The organism is Marinobacter guineae, assembly GCF_002744735.1.
Lineage (GTDB): Bacteria > Pseudomonadota > Gammaproteobacteria > Pseudomonadales > Oleiphilaceae > Marinobacter > Marinobacter guineae.
This window is the reverse complement of the sequence record NZ_KZ319341.1, coordinates 16,036-32,596: the sequence shown is the minus strand read 5'-3', so window position 1 is coordinate 32,596 and position 16,561 is coordinate 16,036. Positions and strand designations below refer to the sequence as shown.

Genomic DNA, 16,561 nt, shown 5'->3' with positions numbered 1-16,561 from the left:
TGTTCAGTTTACTCTTCGACAATCGCCGAGCGGTCTTCACCGCCCAGTGCCTCCAGCAGTCCCGGAATAAGCCTGGACAGTTCCAGGGTCATCAGGGTGAAGGCCGCGTCGAACTTGGCCACTGCGTCGTCCACATCGACGTCGTCGAGCTGGTCCTGCAGGGTTTCGCCAAATTTCAGACGGCGGATGCCCAGTTCCTCATCCAGTACAAACGAGACGTTGTCATCCCAGGTGAGGGACAGTTTGGTGACTTGCATGCCAGCGTCCAGATGATTGCGGATTTCGTCCGCTTTCAAGTCCAGGCCTTTGCAACGCACGACACCGCCGTCCTCGGACGGATCTTTCAGTTCGCACTCACTGCCCAGAACCACGGTGCCAGGCAAATCAATGGATTCGTTCAGCCAGCCGGTAAGGGTGAAGGCGGGAGCCTGCTCCACGGCGGGTGGGCGAACCGGTAGCGAGCCCAGGCTCTTACGCAGGGTTGAAGCCAGATCTTCGGCCTGTTTCGCGGAGCCGGCGTCAACCACCAGCACGCCGTCCTGTGGTGCGAGATAGGCAAAGCAGCGACGGTTTTTGGAGAACGCCTGTGGCAACATCTCCAGCATCACCTGTTCCTTGATCTCGTCCCTTTCCTTGCGGCGAACCTTGCGGCCCTGCTCAAACTCAATGGCTTCCGCTTTCTCCTCCACCGCTTCCTTGACCACCGGGCCGGGAAGAATTTTCTCTTCCTTGCGCAGAGCAATCAGATGGTACCCGTTGGCGCTGTGAACCAGCTGGTCACCATGCTTGCCCAGCGGCGGTACCCAACCCTGGCGGCTGGTTTCCTGGGGGCCGCAGGGCTTGAAAGTGTCGGCCTGGAGCTTTTCCTGGAGCTCTTCGGCGGAGATATCAAACGGTTTGGTAAAACGGAATACGCGGGCATTGCGAAACCACATCAGGCCTGGTCCTTGTCTTTCATATTTGCATGATCTCTACGAGTACGGTTTTGACAATAAAGCCGACAACACCGGCACCCAGTACGGTAAACAGGGCGATCGTGCCGAACTTTCCTGCCTGTGATTTTTTGGCCAGATCCCAGACGATGACACCCATCCAGACAATAAGGCCGGTCAGAAACACCAGCATGGCGATCTGGGAAAAAACTGCTTCATTCATTGCTTACTCCGATATCAACTTGGATCAGGGAGCCTCAGGTCAACTCCCTAGTGTTCATCCCGCAGGAAAACCCAGTTGTTCTTATCGGATTGGTCTTCGCTGAAGTAGTAGCCTTCTAGGTTGAATCCCTTCAGGTCGTCGGCTTGTGTGATGCGGTTCTGAATGGCGTATCTGCACATCAGGCCGCGGGCTTTCTTGGCATAGAAGCTGATCATCTTGTACTGACCATTCTTCCAGTCCTTGAATTGGGGGGTAATCAGCCGGCCTTCAAGGTCTTTTTTCTTTACACTTTTGAAATATTCATTGGAAGCAAGGTTAACGAGTACGCCGTCGTCGCCTGCCAGCAGTCGGTTGATCTCATCTGTGATCCTGCTGCCCCAGAACGCGTAAAGATCCTTGCCGCGGCTGTTCTCGAACCGGGTACCCATCTCCAGCCGGTAGGGCTGCATCAGGTCCAGTGGTTTCAGCACGCCGTAGAGTCCGGACAGCATTCGCAGGTGTTGCTGGGCAAACTCAAAATCCGGCTCACTGAAACTTTCGGCATCCAGACCGGTATAAACATCACCCTTGAACGCCAGAATGGCCTGGCGGGCGTTCTCGGGGGTAAACGGTGTGTGCCAGTTCCGGAAACGCTCTGCGTTCAGCTGGCCCAGCTTGTCGCTGATGCCCATCAGGTTGCTGATCTGGTGCGGTTCCAGTTCCTTGAGCTGGTCCACCAGCTCACAGGCGTTGTCAAGAAAGTCCGGCTGGGTGACCTTGTCTGTCGCCAGCGGGCTTTCGTAATCCAGTGTCTTGGCAGGGGAAATAACCATCAACATGTCAGGCAATCCTCATTGCAGGAATGTGAGCAATTCATCCCTGGTAAACGGCCAGTCCAGTTCCGCACCGGTGTCGTTACGGCGCAGCACCGGGATGCGGGTGCCATAACGCTCAACCAGCTCTTCAGACTGGGCAATGTCCACTACATCTACCGGTACCGGCTTCGGCATGGGCGCATTCACTAGTAGGGCTTCGGCTAAATCGCACAAATGGCACTGGGCTGTTGTATAGAAAAGCAGTTCCATTACTTTGGTTGTGCGTCGAGTTGCTGGCCGTTAACGCCCAGGCTGTCCTTACCCATGAGATACAGGTAAATCGGCATCAGGTCTTCCGGTGCCGGATTTTGCTGTGGATTCTCCGCCGGATAGGCGCGAGCTCTCATGTTGGTACGGGTGGCGCCCGGGTTCAGACTGTTCACCCGAACATTGTGGCGTTCATCGTCCAGCTCTTCCGACAGCAACTGACTCAGGCCTTCGACTGCGAACTTGGATACGGCGTAGGCGCCCCAGTAGGCTTTGGCCTTCCGGCCGACGCCGGAGGAGGTGAAAATCACCGAGGCAGCGTCGGACTTGCGCAACAGGGGAATCATCGCCCGGCTGAGCAGGAAAGGGGCCGTGGCGTTAACATGCATGACCTTGTTCCAGGTTTCCGGATCGTAGAGTTCCACCGGGCTGCGGTCGCCCAGAATGGCAGCGTTGTGCAGCAGACCATCCAGCTGACCGAAGTTGTCCTCAAGGGTCATCGCTAGCTCTTCGTAATCCTTGACCGCGGCCCCTTCAAAGTTCATGGGTACAATCGCAGGCTTCGGGTGACCAGCGGCCTCGATTTCGTCGTAGACTGTTTCCAGCTTGCTGACAGTGCGGCCCACAAGTACTACGGTCGCACCATGGGCTGCAAAGGCTTTCGCGGCAGCCCTGCCAATGCCACTTCCGGCACCCGTAACCATCACGATACGGTCTTTCAGAAGATCGGCGGGTGCTTGGTAATCATGCATAACCTGTCTCCGTGTCAGGCTGTTACCGGTTTCGAAACCGGATCCTAAATTTGGTCGACTATTGTAACAGCTTTGCCAGGTCCGTGACGGTGTCTGCAATAAGGTCGGCTTGCCACAGATCAATGGTCTCCGGCTGCTCGATGTAGCCGTAACGTACTGCAATGGTTTTCATGCCGGCATTACGCCCGGCTTCGATATCACGCTCGTGGTCGCCCACATAAATGCCTGTGCCAGGCTCCGTGCCCATCTGCTGGCAGGCCAGAATCAACGCTTCGGGGTGGGGCTTGCGTTGGGCGACATGATCCGGGCAGACCAGCGCCGCGCAACGGTCTGCCAGACCTAGCGCCTGGATTAACGGTACGGCGAATCTGGCTGGCTTGTTTGTGACAATGCCCCAGGGTATTCCCCGCGCTTCCAGGGTTTTCAGGAGCTCATCCACCCCCTCAAACAGGGTGGTTTCAACCGCCACGCCCGTTTCGTAGAGATCCAGGAACGCAGTGTGCTTTTCCAGGTAATCGGGGTGGTCCGGTTCCAGTCCGAAACCCACCCGGATCATCGCCCGGGCCCCGTTTGAGACGGAGCGGCGAATGTGTTCCGGGGGCAGGGCGGGCAGGCCGTGCAGTTCGCGCAGCTGGTTCAGGCAGCGGATAAAATCCGGTGCCGTGTCGATCAGCGTTCCGTCCAGATCAAACAGGACAGCTGAGGTTTCAGGCAATGTTTTGGGAGAGATTTCAGGCTTCACGAATATCCCTGGCATGCATCAGGTAGTTCACATCCACATCCCGGCCCAGCTTGTAGACCTTGGTGACCGGGTTGTAGGTCATTCCGGTGAGTTCCCGGACATCCAGCCCTGCGTGGCGCAGGTGATCGGACATTTCCGAAGGCCGGATAAATTTCTTCCACTCGTGGGTTCCCTTGGGAAGCAGCCCGAGCACGTATTCCGCGCCAACAATGGCAAACAGGAATGACTTGGGATTGCGGTTGATCGTCGAGACGAACAGATGGCCGCCGGGCTTGAGCATGGTGGCACAGGCCCTGATCACCGATGCCGGGTCTGGCACGTGCTCCAGCATTTCCAGGCAGGTGACCACGTCGTACTGGCCGGCATGTTCGCTTTCCAGTGCCAGTTCTTCGACGGTGATCTGGCAATAATCCACCTTCACGCCGGTTTCCATTCCGTGCAGTCGCGCCACGGAGAGTGGCGCCTCACCCATGTCGATGCCGGTAACGTGGGCACCGCGTTGTGCCATGCCCTCGGACAGCAGCCCACCGCCGCAGCCGACATCCAGCGCTCGCTTGCCAGCCAGGGATACCCGCTCGTCAATGTAGTTCAGGCGCAGGGGGTTGATGTCGTGCAGCGGCTTGAACTCGCTCGACGGGTCCCACCAGCGGCTGGCCAGGGCCTCAAACTTGGCGATTTCGTTCCGGTCTACGTTCTGATTGGTCATGGTTGGTTCTGCCTGGTGAATCAATAGAAAATCGGTTAGTCAGCCTGTTCGCGGATTCGCCCGGCCCAGTCATCGACCCGAAGCATGAGATCGGCGACATCAATTCGGGTAAGCCGGCCATCCTGTACTTGTGGTACGCCGTTTATCCAGCTATGGCTTACTGACCGGCCGTGGTTGCTGTAAACGAGATGGGAGGCGGGGTCATAAACCGGCTGAAGGAACGGATCGCTCAGGTCAATGGCAATGATGTCGGCCAGTTTGCCCGAAATCAGGGAGCCCAGCTCGTGATCCCTGCCAAGCGCCCGCGCGCCGTTAATAGTGGCCATCTCAAGGGCCTTGTGGGCAGATAGCGCCGCCGCATCCCCGGCCACAACCTTGGCCACCATGGCGGCAGTGCGCAGTTCGCCAAACAGGTCCAGATCGTTATTGCTGGCGGCACCGTCGGTACCAATAGCAACGTTTACTCCGCTATCAATGAGTTTCTGGACCGGGCACAGGCCGCTGGCCAGCTTCAGGTTGGATTCCGGGCAATGGATAACCTGTGCCCCGGACTGTTGCAGCAGGCTGATATCGCTGTCGTCGATCTGGGTCATATGCACGCACTGGGTCTCCGGGCGCAACACGCCAAGCTCTGCCAGCCGGGCTGTTGGTCGCTTGCCAAGTTTTTCACTGGCCTCGGTCACCTCGAAAGCCGTTTCGTGCAAGTGTATCTGGATCCGCGCGCCGGTGTCTTCTGACAGCCGGACCGCTTCGGCCATGGGGCCGTCTGACACCGTATAGGGCGCATGGGGGCCAATGGCTGGCATGATGTAGTCATCGGCCTTCCAGGTGTCGATAAACGCTCGACCCTTACTCAGATACTCCTCCGGCCCGGAACCCCAGGAGGTGGGGAAGTCCAGCAGCGGAAAACAGATCTGGGCGCGAATACCCGCGTCGTGGGCGACCTGGGCGGCTATCTCGGGAAAGAAGTACATGTCCGAGAAAGTGGTGGTGCCTGTGCGTAGCATTTCGGCCATGGCCAGTTGGGTACCGTCAGCAACAAACTGTTTGCTGATGAAACGACCCTCGGCCGGCCAGATATGATCATTCAGCCAAGTCATCAGCGGAAGGTCATCCGCCATGCCTCTGAAGAGTGTCATTGCCGCATGGCCGTGCATATTGATCAGGCCAGGCATGACCACATGATATGGCAGATCAACCGTTTCACGGGTTCTGAATTCCCGGTCTGCCTGCTCCTGAGGTGTGACCGCAACAATCCGTGTTCCCTGAATGATCACTGCCTGGTTCTTGAGAACCGCGCCCGCCGGTTCAATTGGGATCAGCCAGCGTGCGTTGATGCGGATATCGGCTGCGGTGATGGTATCTGCCGTCATTAAGCCTGCCTTACAGCGGTTGGCGCGGTGCCGCCGCGCTATGGAAATGTAGCCCGGAAGTATAACCGTTATACTGGCGCTTTTCAGCGCTGCAAAACCGGAGCATTTATTATGGCAGAAACCCCGAAACCGTCTTCTGAACATGGTGTTGGCACCGTTGCAATCCGCTGGCACGGCAACAGTCTGGAATTGCTGGACCAGCGTCTGCTGCCAGGGGAGGAGCACTGGATCACCCTTGAAGGCGCAGTCGGTGTGGCGCAGAGCATTCGGGATATGGTGGTTCGCGGCGCTCCAGCCATTGGTATCAGCGCGGCTTACGGGGTTGCTCTGGCAGCACGGCACGCTGGTGGTGGTGACTGGAAGGCGGAAATCAAACAGTCCATCCGTGAACTTGCGGCGTCTCGCCCGACGGCGGTCAATCTGTTCTGGGCGTTGCAGCGCATGGAACAGGTTTTTCACGAATGCCATTCCCTTGACGAGGCGGTAAAACGGCTGGCCAAAGAGGCGGTGACGATTCACCAGGAAGATCTCGCCGCCAATTTTGCGATGGCAGACCATGCCGTGGAATTCATGGCGCCGGACAAACCCATATCGGTACTAACTCACTGCAACACCGGCGCCCTGGCCACGGGGGGCTACGGTACAGCTCTGGGAGTTATCCGTCGGCTGAACGAGAAAAAGCTGCTGAAGGAGGTTTTTGCCGATGAAACCCGGCCCTGGCTCCAGGGCAGCCGCCTGACCGCCTGGGAGCTAACCCGGGATGGTATCCCCGTCACCCTGAATGCCGATGGTGCGGCGGCGGCGATCATGGCCCGGGGAGACGTGCGATGGGTCATTGTGGGTGCGGACCGCATCACTGCCAACGGTGATGTCGCCAACAAGATTGGCACCTACAGCCTGGCGGTCCTGGCCCGCCATCACAAAGTGGGCTTCATGGTGGTGGCGCCTTCCAGCACCGTGGATATGTCTCTGGCCTCGGGCGCGGACATCCCCATTGAAGAGCGAGACGGCCTGGAAGTACGGGAGATCCGGGGAATTCGGCTGGCGCCGGAAGGCGTAAAGGTCTTTAACCCGGTGTTTGATGTAACGCCGGCCAGCCTGATAGATGCCATCGTTACCGAAAAGGGGGTGGTGCATAACCCGAATATTACCGGTATGCGGGCACTATTCGGCTGAGGGGTTCTTGCCCGATGAACGCTTCCTGGCAGCTGGGTGCTTTTCAGGCTGTTCGGGCTCAGTGGGCTCCTTTCCCTCGTAAGCCGCACGCAGTTCCTCCACCTGCCGTTCCTGTTCTTCCACAAAGTGCAGGGACATCTCGAAACTGTGGCGGGTGAACTCCAGTACCTTTTGGAAACCTTCGTCTGAAAGCGTCCGGGCATCGTCATGGCGGCGGAAGATATTGATGAATTCCCGCTCACGCTCGAATTGCAGCGGCAGCCTTGCCACACCCCAGTCATTCAGCAGTTGCCAGACCTCGGGGTTGTAGTTGCGGGTGGTGCGCATAATGAACGGAATGGGGTCGTTCCGCGCGATGAGGGCAGCGAGCCTTAGGATCAGTTCGAAGGAGAGGGTGGTGGTGCCGTTTTCAATCGCTTCCAGGACTGACTTGTCCCGGAGGTTCAGGGCCTCACTCATTTCCGACACGGTCAGACCGGCCACCTCCCGGATGTCCTTCAAGGATTGGCCTGCGGTCAGCATGGCCCGAAGCTGATCCTGGGAATTGATCAGGGCCCGGCCAACCCGGAGGGAAGTGTCGGTGGCCTTGACCCCAAAACGGAGCGCTGAGCCAGTCAGGCTGGCCAGGCGGTCAATGAGACCCTCTTGTGTCCGCTCCCGGGATGCCGGTTTTTCAAGATCCTCAACCTCTTCCAGGGAGCGCATGGCATGAAGGGCGTCCAGGAGCATGTCCTGGAGCATTCGAGCCTTTTGCCGGTTGGCCTTTCCGCTGTCGCCGCTTTCAGTCATGGGAGCTGGTGGCTTTTTGCTGCCGCTTACCTGGCCGGCGCCTGGGCGGCAAACTGCTGCGGGGTCAGCATAGACGCCATGCGGCTATCCAGGTCCAGCATATCCGCCATAATGTGGCCACCTTCCCGAATGACAAAATCGAGTTCTTCATCGGTTGAATTCAGGTCGGCGGCCTGCTGGTCCTGCCAGTCTTCAAGATCGTCCAGCGATTCGAACGGCAGCTCTCCTTTAAGCTCCCGGCGGGCATTGGCAATCGCCAGGCGGGTACGCTCAACCTGTTTGTGCTGCTCGCGGCGTTCTTCCTGATTAAGGCTGACGCTGTCTGTCGCCCGCTGTTCTGACAGGAAGTTGATCTCCTGTTGCAAAAGACTGAACTCGGGGTTTGTCGAGAAGCGCTCTTCATGACGCTTGCGAAGCTCATCAATAATTCCGCTGAAATCGTAGTAACGGGTGTGAGGTACGGCCTCAATCTGGTCCCAGGGAAGGGCATGATCGAGGGCGTCTTCACCGATCCGGGTCTTGTCGATGCGGGACGGAATCTCGATATCCGGGATAACCCCCTTGTGCTGGGTCGAACCGCCGGATACCCGGTAGAACTTCGACTGGGTAATCTTGAGCTGGCCATGGTTTAGCGGCCTGACGGCTTGCACTGTCCCTTTGCCGAATGTTTGCGAGCCAACCACCAGCCCACGGCCATAGTCCTGAATAGCTCCAGCAAAGATCTCGGAAGCGGAGGCACTCATTCGGTTGGTCAGAACCACCAGAGGGCCGTCATAAGCAACCGATGGATCCTCATCGTTGAGTACCTGCACGTCGTTGTTGGCGTTGCGAATCTGCACGGTTGGGCCTTTGTCGATAAACAGACCAACCAGGTCATTGGCTTCATGCAGGGCGCCGCCGCCGTTGTTGCGAAGATCAATTACCAGACCGTTAACGCCTTCCGCTTCGAGCTCGGAAATCAGCTTGCGAACATCCCTTGTTGTGCTCTTGTAGTTCGGATCACCGGCCTGCATGGCCTGGAAATCAGCGTAGAAAGTGGGGATGGTGACAACGCCAATGGTGTATTCCTTACCGCCCCGTTCCAGTTGGAGGGTGTCTTTGCTGGCGCTTTGCTCTTCCAGTTTCACCTCATCCCGTTTGATGGCGATGGTTTTGGTCATGGTTTCATCAGAGGCTGTGGCCGGAATAACTTCCAGGGTTACGGTAGAGTTTCTTGGGCCGCGGATCAGGTCCACGACTTCGTCAAGGCGCCAGCCGATGACATTCACGGGCTTTTCATCTTCCTGGGACACCGCGACAATCCGGTCTGCCGGTTGTAGTTGGCCCTGCTTGGACGCGGGCCCGCCGGGGACCAGTCGGACCACCTTGGTGTATTCGTTGTCTGACTGCAGAACCGCTCCGATTCCTTCCAGGGAAAGGCTCATGTTGATGTTGAAGTTTTCGGATGTGCGCGGCGAAAAATAAGAGGTGTGTGGGTCCCACATGCCGGTAAACGCGTTCATATAGGCCTGGAACGCATCCTCGCTGCGGGCCTGGTAAGCGCGCTTTAGCTGTCCTTCGTAACGACGAAGCAGCGTTTCCTCGATGGCATCGTCCTCAGTACCACTGAGCCGCTGTGCAAGGACGGCGTTCTTGATTCGCTTGCGCCAGAGTTCGTCCAGGGCCTGGGCATCAGGCACCCAGTCCGCTTCTGAGCGATCGACGAGAATGCGCTCGTTTTCAGAGAAGTCCAGCTTGTCGATGCCATCGTCGATCACGTTAATTGCAAACTGCAGTCGCTCAATGATGCGCTGCTGGACCAGATTGTAAATATCGAAGCCGGGCTGTAACTGGCCGGTTTTCAGGGCTGAACCCAACTGACCTTTGATCTGCTCGAACTTCTGGATGTCCGCCTTGGTGAGGTAGATTCGCTGGCCATCCAGATAATCCAGGTAAGAATCAAACACATCGCCGGACAGCTCATCGCTGATGCCCAGATCACGGAAATGGGTAAACTGCAGCTGACGGGCAATCAGGATGTTGGCCCGTGCCTGCTCGATAGTGGGCGCGACCGGCTCGTAGATCGATGGAGAGTCGGCTTTGGCCTGCAATCCCAGTGGCGTCGAGAGCAGTAGCGCAACCGCGATCGCCTTGCATGCTCCTGTCCGGATATTCTGTGCCGGAGAGCGACGGGCCATAATTCTTTCCGCAATGGTCATAAATGCATACCTGACGGTGTTGGGCAGAAAAGCACGGTATAGACGCTTATCTGACCGTGAGCGAATAAATTTATTGTAGGCAAGCGCTACACCCGTTGCCATAGCCAGCACGTATCGGTTCGTGACAATCTGTCCATGAAGCCGGCAGGTTGGTAACCGGAAAGCCTTTGGTGGCGGGCAGACCAGGCGTGGATTTTGGCAGTGATAGCGCCGGGAAGCGGTGTCATGCCTCCCGGCGCGATGGCCTCAGACGAAAGGCGAGTTGCTCTCGGCTCTCTCCAGTAGCAGTTTGGGTGGCGCAAAACGCTCGCCATAGGTGGTGGAGAGTTCTGTCGCCCGCTCGGTGAACGATCTCACACCGTACTGATTAATGAACTGTATGGCGCCACCGGTCCAGGGCGCATAGCCGATTCCGAAAATACTGCCGATGTTGGCGTCTTCGATGGTACGCAGAACGCCTTCCTCCAGACAACGGACGGTTTCAATGGCCTGGATGAACAGGATCCGGTCCTTGAGTTCCTGGAGTCTGACATTTCGTGCCTTCTCCGCATCGACAAACAGATTCTCCAGCTCTGGCCACAAGTGTTTCTTGCCGTCGGCGGGGTAGTCGTAGAAGCCGGCTCCTGCCGCTTTGCCTTTGCGACCATGCTCGTTAACCATTGCGTCAATCACCGCTTCTGCCGGGTGGGCGTTCCAGCTGCCGCCTGCAGCCTCGGTGTCTTTTTTGCTCTGGTCCCGGATGTGCTGCATCAGGGTCATGCTGACTTCGTCGGAAATTGCCAGTGGCCCCACCGGCATGCCCGCCAGTAGCCCGGCATTTTCAATACTGGAGGGATGAATGCCTTCGCCGAGCATGCAGATGCCTTCGTTGACGAAGGTGCCGAATACCCGGGAGGTGAAGAAGCCCCGGCTGTCATTCACCACCACCGGGATCTTGCCGATCTGCTGAACGTAGTCGAACGAACGCGCCAGGGTTTCATCGGAGGTGTGTTCACCGACAATGATCTCCACCAGCTGCATTTTGTCCACCGGTGAGAAGAAATGCAGGCCGATAAAGTTTTCCGGTCTTGCTGAGGCTCCGGCAAGCTGGGAGATGGGGATGGTGGAAGTGTTGGAGGCAAAGATGCCATTGTTTACCAACTTGGGTTCCGCCTCCCGGGTTACTTTGGCCTTCAGCTCGCTGTCCTCAAATACGGCTTCAATGACCAGATCGCAGCCTGCAAGATCTTCAGCCGAGCCGGTGGCCGTGATGCGGCCAAGAATCTCCGCCTTCTGCTCTTCGGTCATTCGGCCACGGCTAACTTTCTTGGCCAGCAGTTTCTCCGAATAACTTTTGCCTTTCTCGGCGTTTTCCACGGAGACATCTTTAAGAACCACCTCAATGCCGCGGGTGGCCGTAGAGTAGGCTATGCCTGCGCCCATCATGCCGGCACCAAGCACACCGACCTTGCGGAAGGTTTCCTTGTCGACGCCCTCCGGGCGGCTACCACCGGCCTTGATGGCGTTCAGCTGGAACCAGAAGGTCCCGGTCATGTTCTTGGCGACCGGGCCAATCACCAGTTCGGCAAAGTACCGGGTCTCGATCAGGCTGCCGTTGTCGAAATCCACCTGGGCGCCTTCCACCGCAGCGCTGAGGATGCGCTCCGGCGCCGGGTAGCAGCCTTTGGTTTTCTGCTTCAGCATGGCAGGGGCGATGGCCAGTTTCTGGGCCATAGCGGGATGATGAGGCGCGCCGCCGGGGAATTTGAAGCCTTTCTGATCCCATGGCTGCTGACATTTCGGATTGGCATCGATGAACGCCCGGGCCTTGGTGATCATGTCATCGGCAGAATCTGCCAGCTCGTCGACAATGCCGGCCTTCAGGGCGGTTTTCGGGTTTACCTTCTTGCCCTCCATCAGGAATGGGAAGGCGGCCTCCAGACCAATCATCCGGGGCAGTCGCTGGGTGCCGCCACCGCCTGGCAATAGTCCCAGGGTCACTTCCGGCAGGCCCAGCTGGATGCTGTCATCGTTAATGGCAATACGGTAATGGCACGCCAGGGCAACCTCGAGCCCGCCGCCAAGGGCGGTACCGTTGATGGCGGCAACCACCGGTTTGCCGCTGGTCTCAAGGAAGCGCATATCGGCTTTCAGGGCGTTGACCATATCTTCAAAGGTTTTAGCGTCTTCCCGGGTGACCTTGTGCAACTCTTTCAGGTCGCCACCGGCAAAAAAGGTTTTCTTGGCCGAGGTAACGATCACACCCCGGATGTTGTCCAGATCACCTTTGACCTTCGCGGCGGTGTCCGAGAGAGCGTCCCGGAACGCCGCATTCATGGTGTTGGCGGACTGTCCGGGCATGTCGATGGTGAGGGTCAGGATCTGATCTGAACCCAGTTCATAACGGATGGCACTCATAATCGGTTCTCCTTAAAGAAAAAGTGGACGGGTTCAGACGCGCTCGATGATGGTGGCAATACCCATGCCGCCACCCACGCACAGGGTCGCCAGGCCGAAGCGCAATTCGCGGCGTTCCAGCTCATCCAGCAGGGTGCCGAGAATCATGGCGCCGGTGGCACCCAACGGGTGGCCCATGGCGATGGCGCCGCCGTTCACGTTCACTTTTTCATCGGGAACCGAGAGTTCCCGCTGGAAGCGCATCACTACAGAGGCGAAGGCTTCGTTTACTTCAAACAGGTCGATCTGGTCTGCGGTCATGCCCGCCTTGCCCAGCGCCTTGCGGGCTGCCGGGGCAGGGCCGGTGAGCATGATGGTGGGGTCTGTGCTGGTGACGGCGGTGGCGACGATGCGGGCACGGGGCTTCAGGCCCATAGCCTTCCCCTTGGCTTCGCTGCCAATCAGCATGGCGGTGGCGCCGTCAACAATACCTGAGGAGTTGCCTGCGTGGTGCACGTGGTTGATCTTCTCCACGTAGTGGTATTTTTCCCGGGCGACACCGTCGAAGCCCATTTCGCCCATCATCTGGAACGAGGGCCTGAGGCCAGACAGGGACTCAACGGTGGTGTTGCCGCGCACATGCTCGTCACGATCGAGAATCACCACACCGTTCTGGTCGGTGACTGGAATAATGGATTTTCCGAAGTAGCCGTTTTGCCAGGCGTTGGCAGCTTTTTGCTGGGATTTCACTGCAAAGGCGTCCACATCCATACGGCTGAAGCCTTCGAGGGTGGCGATCAGGTCGGCACCGATGCCCTGGGGCATAAAGCCGGTGTGCAGGTTGGTCTCCGGATCGGTAGCCCAGGCCCCGCCGTCCGAGCCCATCGGTACCCGGGACATGGCTTCTACGCCACCGGCAACCACCATATCTTCCCAGCCGGAACGAACCTTCATCGCCGCCAGGTTGACTGCTTCGAGCCCCGAGGCGCAGAAACGGTTCAGGGTGACCCCGGCCACCTTTTCGTCCCAGTCTGCGGCAAGCGCTGCGGTTTTGGCGATATCTGCGCCCTGATCACCAACGGCTGTCACGCAGCCCATGACAATGTCGTCGACCTGGGCCGTGTCCAGGCTGTTTCTCTCCTGCAGCGCGTGGAGCACGGTGGTCAGCAGCGTGATGGGTTTGACGCTGTGGAGTGATCCGTCTTTTTTTCCGCGCCCTCTGGGGGTGCGGACTGCATCGAAGATATACGCCTCGGTGGTCATTGCATGTCCTCTGGTGATGTTTGTTTCGAGATTTTTTTACCCATAACATAACCATAGCCGGTTGCAGCTGCAGGGTGTAATGACGCGGGCTGCCAATCGCATTGGCGAAATTGCTCAGGATCCATGACAAGCGGTGGTGTGGCTTCTAAGGTAGTTAATAACCGCAGATGAATTCAGGAGGCGTGTGCCATGTCTCTGCGAGATGCAATCGACAATTTCTATGAACGGCTGGTGGCGGACGCGATCGACGCGACTCGTGAGGATACTGATTCCGCAGACTATCTGACTGATGTGATGTGTGTGGCGCTAAACCGCCTGCCCACGCGCTATTACCGCCATTCCATCGATATGATGTTCTATCTGGCGGATGAGGAATTGAAGGAGATGAAACAGAAATCCCTGGCCGCCGTGAAAGACGCCAGGGAATTTGTCCGGGAGCACCAGCGAGAGTAACCGGTTTGTCTGCTTACGAGTTGATCAGGTTGGAAAGTGCACCATTCAGGCGCTCCGCCAGTTTGCGATCCTCGGCTGAACGAGTGCCGGCGAGGCACCAGTTTGCTACCAGCTTTTCGACGTCGTTGAGCTGATCGCCGCCGCTATCCGAGGAACCCATTCCATCGGCCAGGCGCTGCACCTGAATTTCCATTCGGCGTTGCTGGTCTGAGTCCGGTGATGGCACGCCGCACAGGATTTCTGCGCGGATCACCAATTCCGTCGGGTCCTGGGCGTACGAAGCGTCTGCCAGTGCAGGCCAATGGTCCGGGGCTGCCTCTGTCACCGCTTCACCGGTTGCCGCAGCGAGCACAAGCGACTGCCAGGACTCCATTTTTGACCGCAATTGCAGGCTGGACAGAATCTGGGCCAATCGCTGTTTTTCCTGCTGGAGCTGCTCTCTGACGCTTTTGGACAGGGCAGAGGCATTAATTTCCCGGAGTCCTGTTACTGCTGTTGTTATTGTCTGCTCGTCACTGGCGCCAGTCACCTCGGCTGATTTCTGCAGGCTGGCTTGTGCCGACTCGTCAGCGGCTCGGGAGGCCTGCTGGTGTTCAGTGCGCTCGGCATCCCGGCGGGCGAATATCTGGTCGCAGGCCTTTCGGAAAGCCTGCCAGAGTTTCCGGTCTTCCCGGTGGCGGGTAATACCAATGGCCTGCCAGTCGGTTTGCAGTGCCTTGGCCTGATTCATGGCATCCTGGAGGGGTTCGAAATCAACCAGTGCCTGCGCTTGCTGGACAATCTCCTGTTTCAGACCTTCGTTTTTGCGGCGCTCCTCATCCAGCGGGGCTTCCAGCCTTTTTAGCAGATCGTCGAACCGCTTCTGAACCTGCCGGTTGTCCCGGAACTCCACCGGCCAGGCATCCTTCCATTCCTGTCGGGCGGTCTGGTGAATGCGCTCGGCGGCTTTCCAGTCAATGGAAGACCAGTCGGCATTGTCCAGGAACGTTTCCAATTGCTCGCAAATGGCGGATCGTTTCTCCAGGTTCGCCTTTTTTAACCCGGATTTTGCCGAGAAATAGGCTTTGCAGGGTTCGTAGGCTTTGTCCGACGCCGCCTTGAAACGGGACCACAGGCTGCGGTCAGAAGACCCGCCCAGTTCCCGCCACTCGTTCTGCAACTCCTTGATCCGTTCCGCCTTGGCTTCCGGGTCCATCGGCTGGTTGGCCAGGTATTCCATCTGTTCGCACAGAACAATCTGCTTTGGCTCTGTAGCAAAGCCCTGCCAGTCGGAAAGCTCTCTCAATTGGCCGGTCAACAGCTGCATCCGGGCCTGGAATGGTTTGCCGTGGCGATGATCAAGATCCCGTAGGTGCTGCTGGGCCGTCTTGAACAACTGTTTCGATTCTTTGAGCTGTTTTGCCTCAAGCGCCTCTTCCAATTGTTGCAAATCGCTTTGCAGGCGGACTGCCAGGGCTTTTTGTCGTTCCTGGTCTGCCGGGGCTTCAACGGGGGGCGTGCGCTTTCCAGCCAGTTTCCGGAGCGGCTCAAGCAGTGCCGGGCTGGGGTAGCCTTCCGGCCAACTGATTTCCTGGATCAGTGTTTTTGCCCGGGCACGCTGATCCTCGGATGTGTCCTCCTGGCTGTCGAGGACCGCCCCGAGCTCGGCTATCGTTTCCCGCTCCTGGTTGATGCGTTTCACCGCACTCAGGTAATTGCGCAGGGCGAGCATGGCGGTCTCGTAGGTTTTCTGCTCCTGCTTTTCGACTGAGGTATCCCGGGTGGCCTCAAGCCACCGGTTTTCCTGGGTCTTTTGCAGGGCATCCAGTGACGCTTGCGAAGGCAGGGTCTCTGGCGACTGCGCCTTGAGCTCGTCCAGGGTGCCGGTCAGCATGTTCAGGGTTTCCCGGCGCTGCAATGCCTGCTCGCGCTGGCGTTTCTCGTCCTCGGCTGCGGACTGGGTGGCAGCTACCCGCTCCTTGCAACGATGAACCGCCTCCAGGAAAGTCTGGGCCTGTTCGGGTGAGGCATGGTTTTCCACCTCTGACCAGTGCTTCAACAAGGATTCCAGCCGGGCTTCGTAGAGTTTGGTGTCGTCACTCCGTGCCTGGTCCCGGGCGTGCCTGATGAGAGTGGCAATGGTCTGGTTGATACCTTCCAGGCGGGCCTGTTCTTCCCGCAGTTTCTGGAGCGTCAGTTTTACGGTCTGATAAACTCCTTTGTCTTTGCCCTTGGCCTGCTTCTGAACCTGTTGCAGGCTACTTTCTTCCGTCAACCGGCTGGCGGCCGTCTGGCGAATGTCAGCCGTTGCACCCTCAATTGCTATTTTTGCCAGGACATCCTGTGACGGGGAGCCTTCCATCGTTCTGAGCTGCTCCTCTCTCTGCGTGGCCCGCGTGTCTTCCTGCTCGACCGGGGCAGGTTGGGGGGCTTTCCGGCTTTTCGGGGCAGCATCGGGTGTCTTGCGGGATTTGAACAGTTTCTGGATGAACGCGGCCATATGAGTATCCTTTGGTATTGAAACCAGTTCACGGTGTC

15 protein-coding genes are annotated in these 16,561 nt (G+C 58.0%); 2 read left to right on the top strand and 13 right to left on the bottom strand.

Annotated features, from left to right (window positions below):
* Positions 1-8 precede the first annotated feature (8 nt).
* The 8 genes from rdgC to CLH62_RS14460 are packed head-to-tail and all read right to left on the bottom strand — an operon-like array spanning position 9 to position 5,789.
* A complete protein-coding gene (gene rdgC, locus CLH62_RS14495) occupies positions 9-935 on the bottom strand; it encodes a recombination-associated protein RdgC (protein WP_099618919.1) in 927 nt (308 codons plus the stop codon).
* Positions 936-954: 19 nt separating this feature from the next.
* On the bottom strand, positions 955-1,155 hold the full coding sequence (locus tag CLH62_RS14490) for a DUF2788 domain-containing protein (RefSeq protein ID WP_099618918.1): 201 nt from the start codon (positions 1,153-1,155) through the stop codon (positions 955-957).
* Between the two features lie 47 nt (positions 1,156-1,202).
* Entirely contained in the window at positions 1,203-1,973 is a 771-nt protein-coding gene (gene yaaA / locus CLH62_RS14485) for a peroxide stress protein YaaA (RefSeq protein WP_099618917.1), read from the bottom strand.
* Between the two features lie 12 nt (positions 1,974-1,985).
* Positions 1,986-2,219, bottom strand: coding sequence for a glutaredoxin family protein (locus tag CLH62_RS14480; RefSeq protein ID WP_099618916.1), 234 nt, complete (start codon positions 2,217-2,219; stop codon positions 1,986-1,988).
* The gene (locus CLH62_RS14475) at positions 2,219-2,968 is read right to left on the bottom strand and encodes a YciK family oxidoreductase (protein ID WP_099618915.1); all 750 of its coding nucleotides are present in this window, start codon (positions 2,966-2,968) and stop codon (positions 2,219-2,221) included. The genes CLH62_RS14480 and CLH62_RS14475 overlap by 1 nt, the downstream gene beginning before the upstream one ends.
* Positions 2,969-3,026: 58 nt before the next feature.
* Positions 3,027-3,725 carry a phosphoglycolate phosphatase gene (gene gph / locus CLH62_RS14470; protein ID WP_099619476.1) on the bottom strand — a complete coding sequence of 233 codons (699 nt, stop codon included), beginning with the start codon at positions 3,723-3,725 and terminating at the stop codon, positions 3,027-3,029.
* Positions 3,700-4,416: a bifunctional 2-polyprenyl-6-hydroxyphenol methylase/3-demethylubiquinol 3-O-methyltransferase UbiG gene (ubiG, locus tag CLH62_RS14465; RefSeq protein ID WP_099618914.1), complete on the bottom strand. Its 717-nt coding sequence runs from the start codon at positions 4,414-4,416 to the stop codon at positions 3,700-3,702. The genes gph and ubiG overlap by 26 nt, the downstream gene beginning before the upstream one ends.
* 35 nt (positions 4,417-4,451) lie before the next feature.
* Entirely contained in the window at positions 4,452-5,789 is a 1,338-nt protein-coding gene (locus CLH62_RS14460; RefSeq protein WP_099618913.1) for a TRZ/ATZ family hydrolase, read from the bottom strand.
* 111 nt (positions 5,790-5,900) lie between these two features.
* Between CLH62_RS14460 and mtnA the strand changes: the two genes are divergently transcribed.
* Entirely contained in the window at positions 5,901-6,965 is a 1,065-nt protein-coding gene (gene mtnA / locus CLH62_RS14455) for an S-methyl-5-thioribose-1-phosphate isomerase (protein ID WP_099618912.1), read from the top strand.
* Here mtnA and CLH62_RS14450 read toward each other — a convergent pair.
* The 4 genes from CLH62_RS14450 to CLH62_RS14435 all read right to left on the bottom strand — a co-directional run bounded on the left by CLH62_RS14450 (position 6,954) and on the right by CLH62_RS14435 (position 13,591).
* Positions 6,954-7,754, bottom strand: a complete 801-nt coding sequence (locus CLH62_RS14450) for a helix-turn-helix domain-containing protein (protein WP_099618911.1) — start codon at positions 7,752-7,754, stop codon at positions 6,954-6,956. The two genes, mtnA and CLH62_RS14450, sit on opposite strands and share 12 nt — an antisense overlap.
* A gap of 26 nt (positions 7,755-7,780) precedes the next feature.
* Positions 7,781-9,952, bottom strand: coding sequence for a carboxy terminal-processing peptidase (locus CLH62_RS14445; RefSeq protein WP_099618910.1), 2,172 nt, complete (start codon positions 9,950-9,952; stop codon positions 7,781-7,783).
* 246 nt (positions 9,953-10,198) lie between these two features.
* Positions 10,199-12,349 (bottom strand): 3-hydroxyacyl-CoA dehydrogenase NAD-binding domain-containing protein, encoded by a 2,151-nt coding sequence (locus tag CLH62_RS14440; protein WP_099618909.1) that lies wholly within the window; start codon positions 12,347-12,349, stop codon positions 10,199-10,201.
* 33 nt (positions 12,350-12,382) lie between these two features.
* Positions 12,383-13,591 (bottom strand): acetyl-CoA C-acetyltransferase, encoded by a 1,209-nt coding sequence (locus tag CLH62_RS14435; protein ID WP_099618908.1) that lies wholly within the window; start codon positions 13,589-13,591, stop codon positions 12,383-12,385.
* 189 nt (positions 13,592-13,780) lie between these two features.
* Here CLH62_RS14435 and CLH62_RS14430 point away from each other — a divergent pair, with 189 nt between their 5' ends.
* On the top strand, positions 13,781-14,044 hold the full coding sequence (locus tag CLH62_RS14430; RefSeq protein WP_099618907.1) for a late competence development ComFB family protein: 264 nt from the start codon (positions 13,781-13,783) through the stop codon (positions 14,042-14,044).
* Between the two features lie 13 nt (positions 14,045-14,057).
* Here CLH62_RS14430 and CLH62_RS14425 read toward each other — a convergent pair whose 3' ends face one another.
* Positions 14,058-16,523: a DUF349 domain-containing protein gene (locus CLH62_RS14425; protein ID WP_099618906.1), complete on the bottom strand. Its 2,466-nt coding sequence runs from the start codon at positions 16,521-16,523 to the stop codon at positions 14,058-14,060.
* Positions 16,524-16,561: the final 38 nt, after the last annotated feature.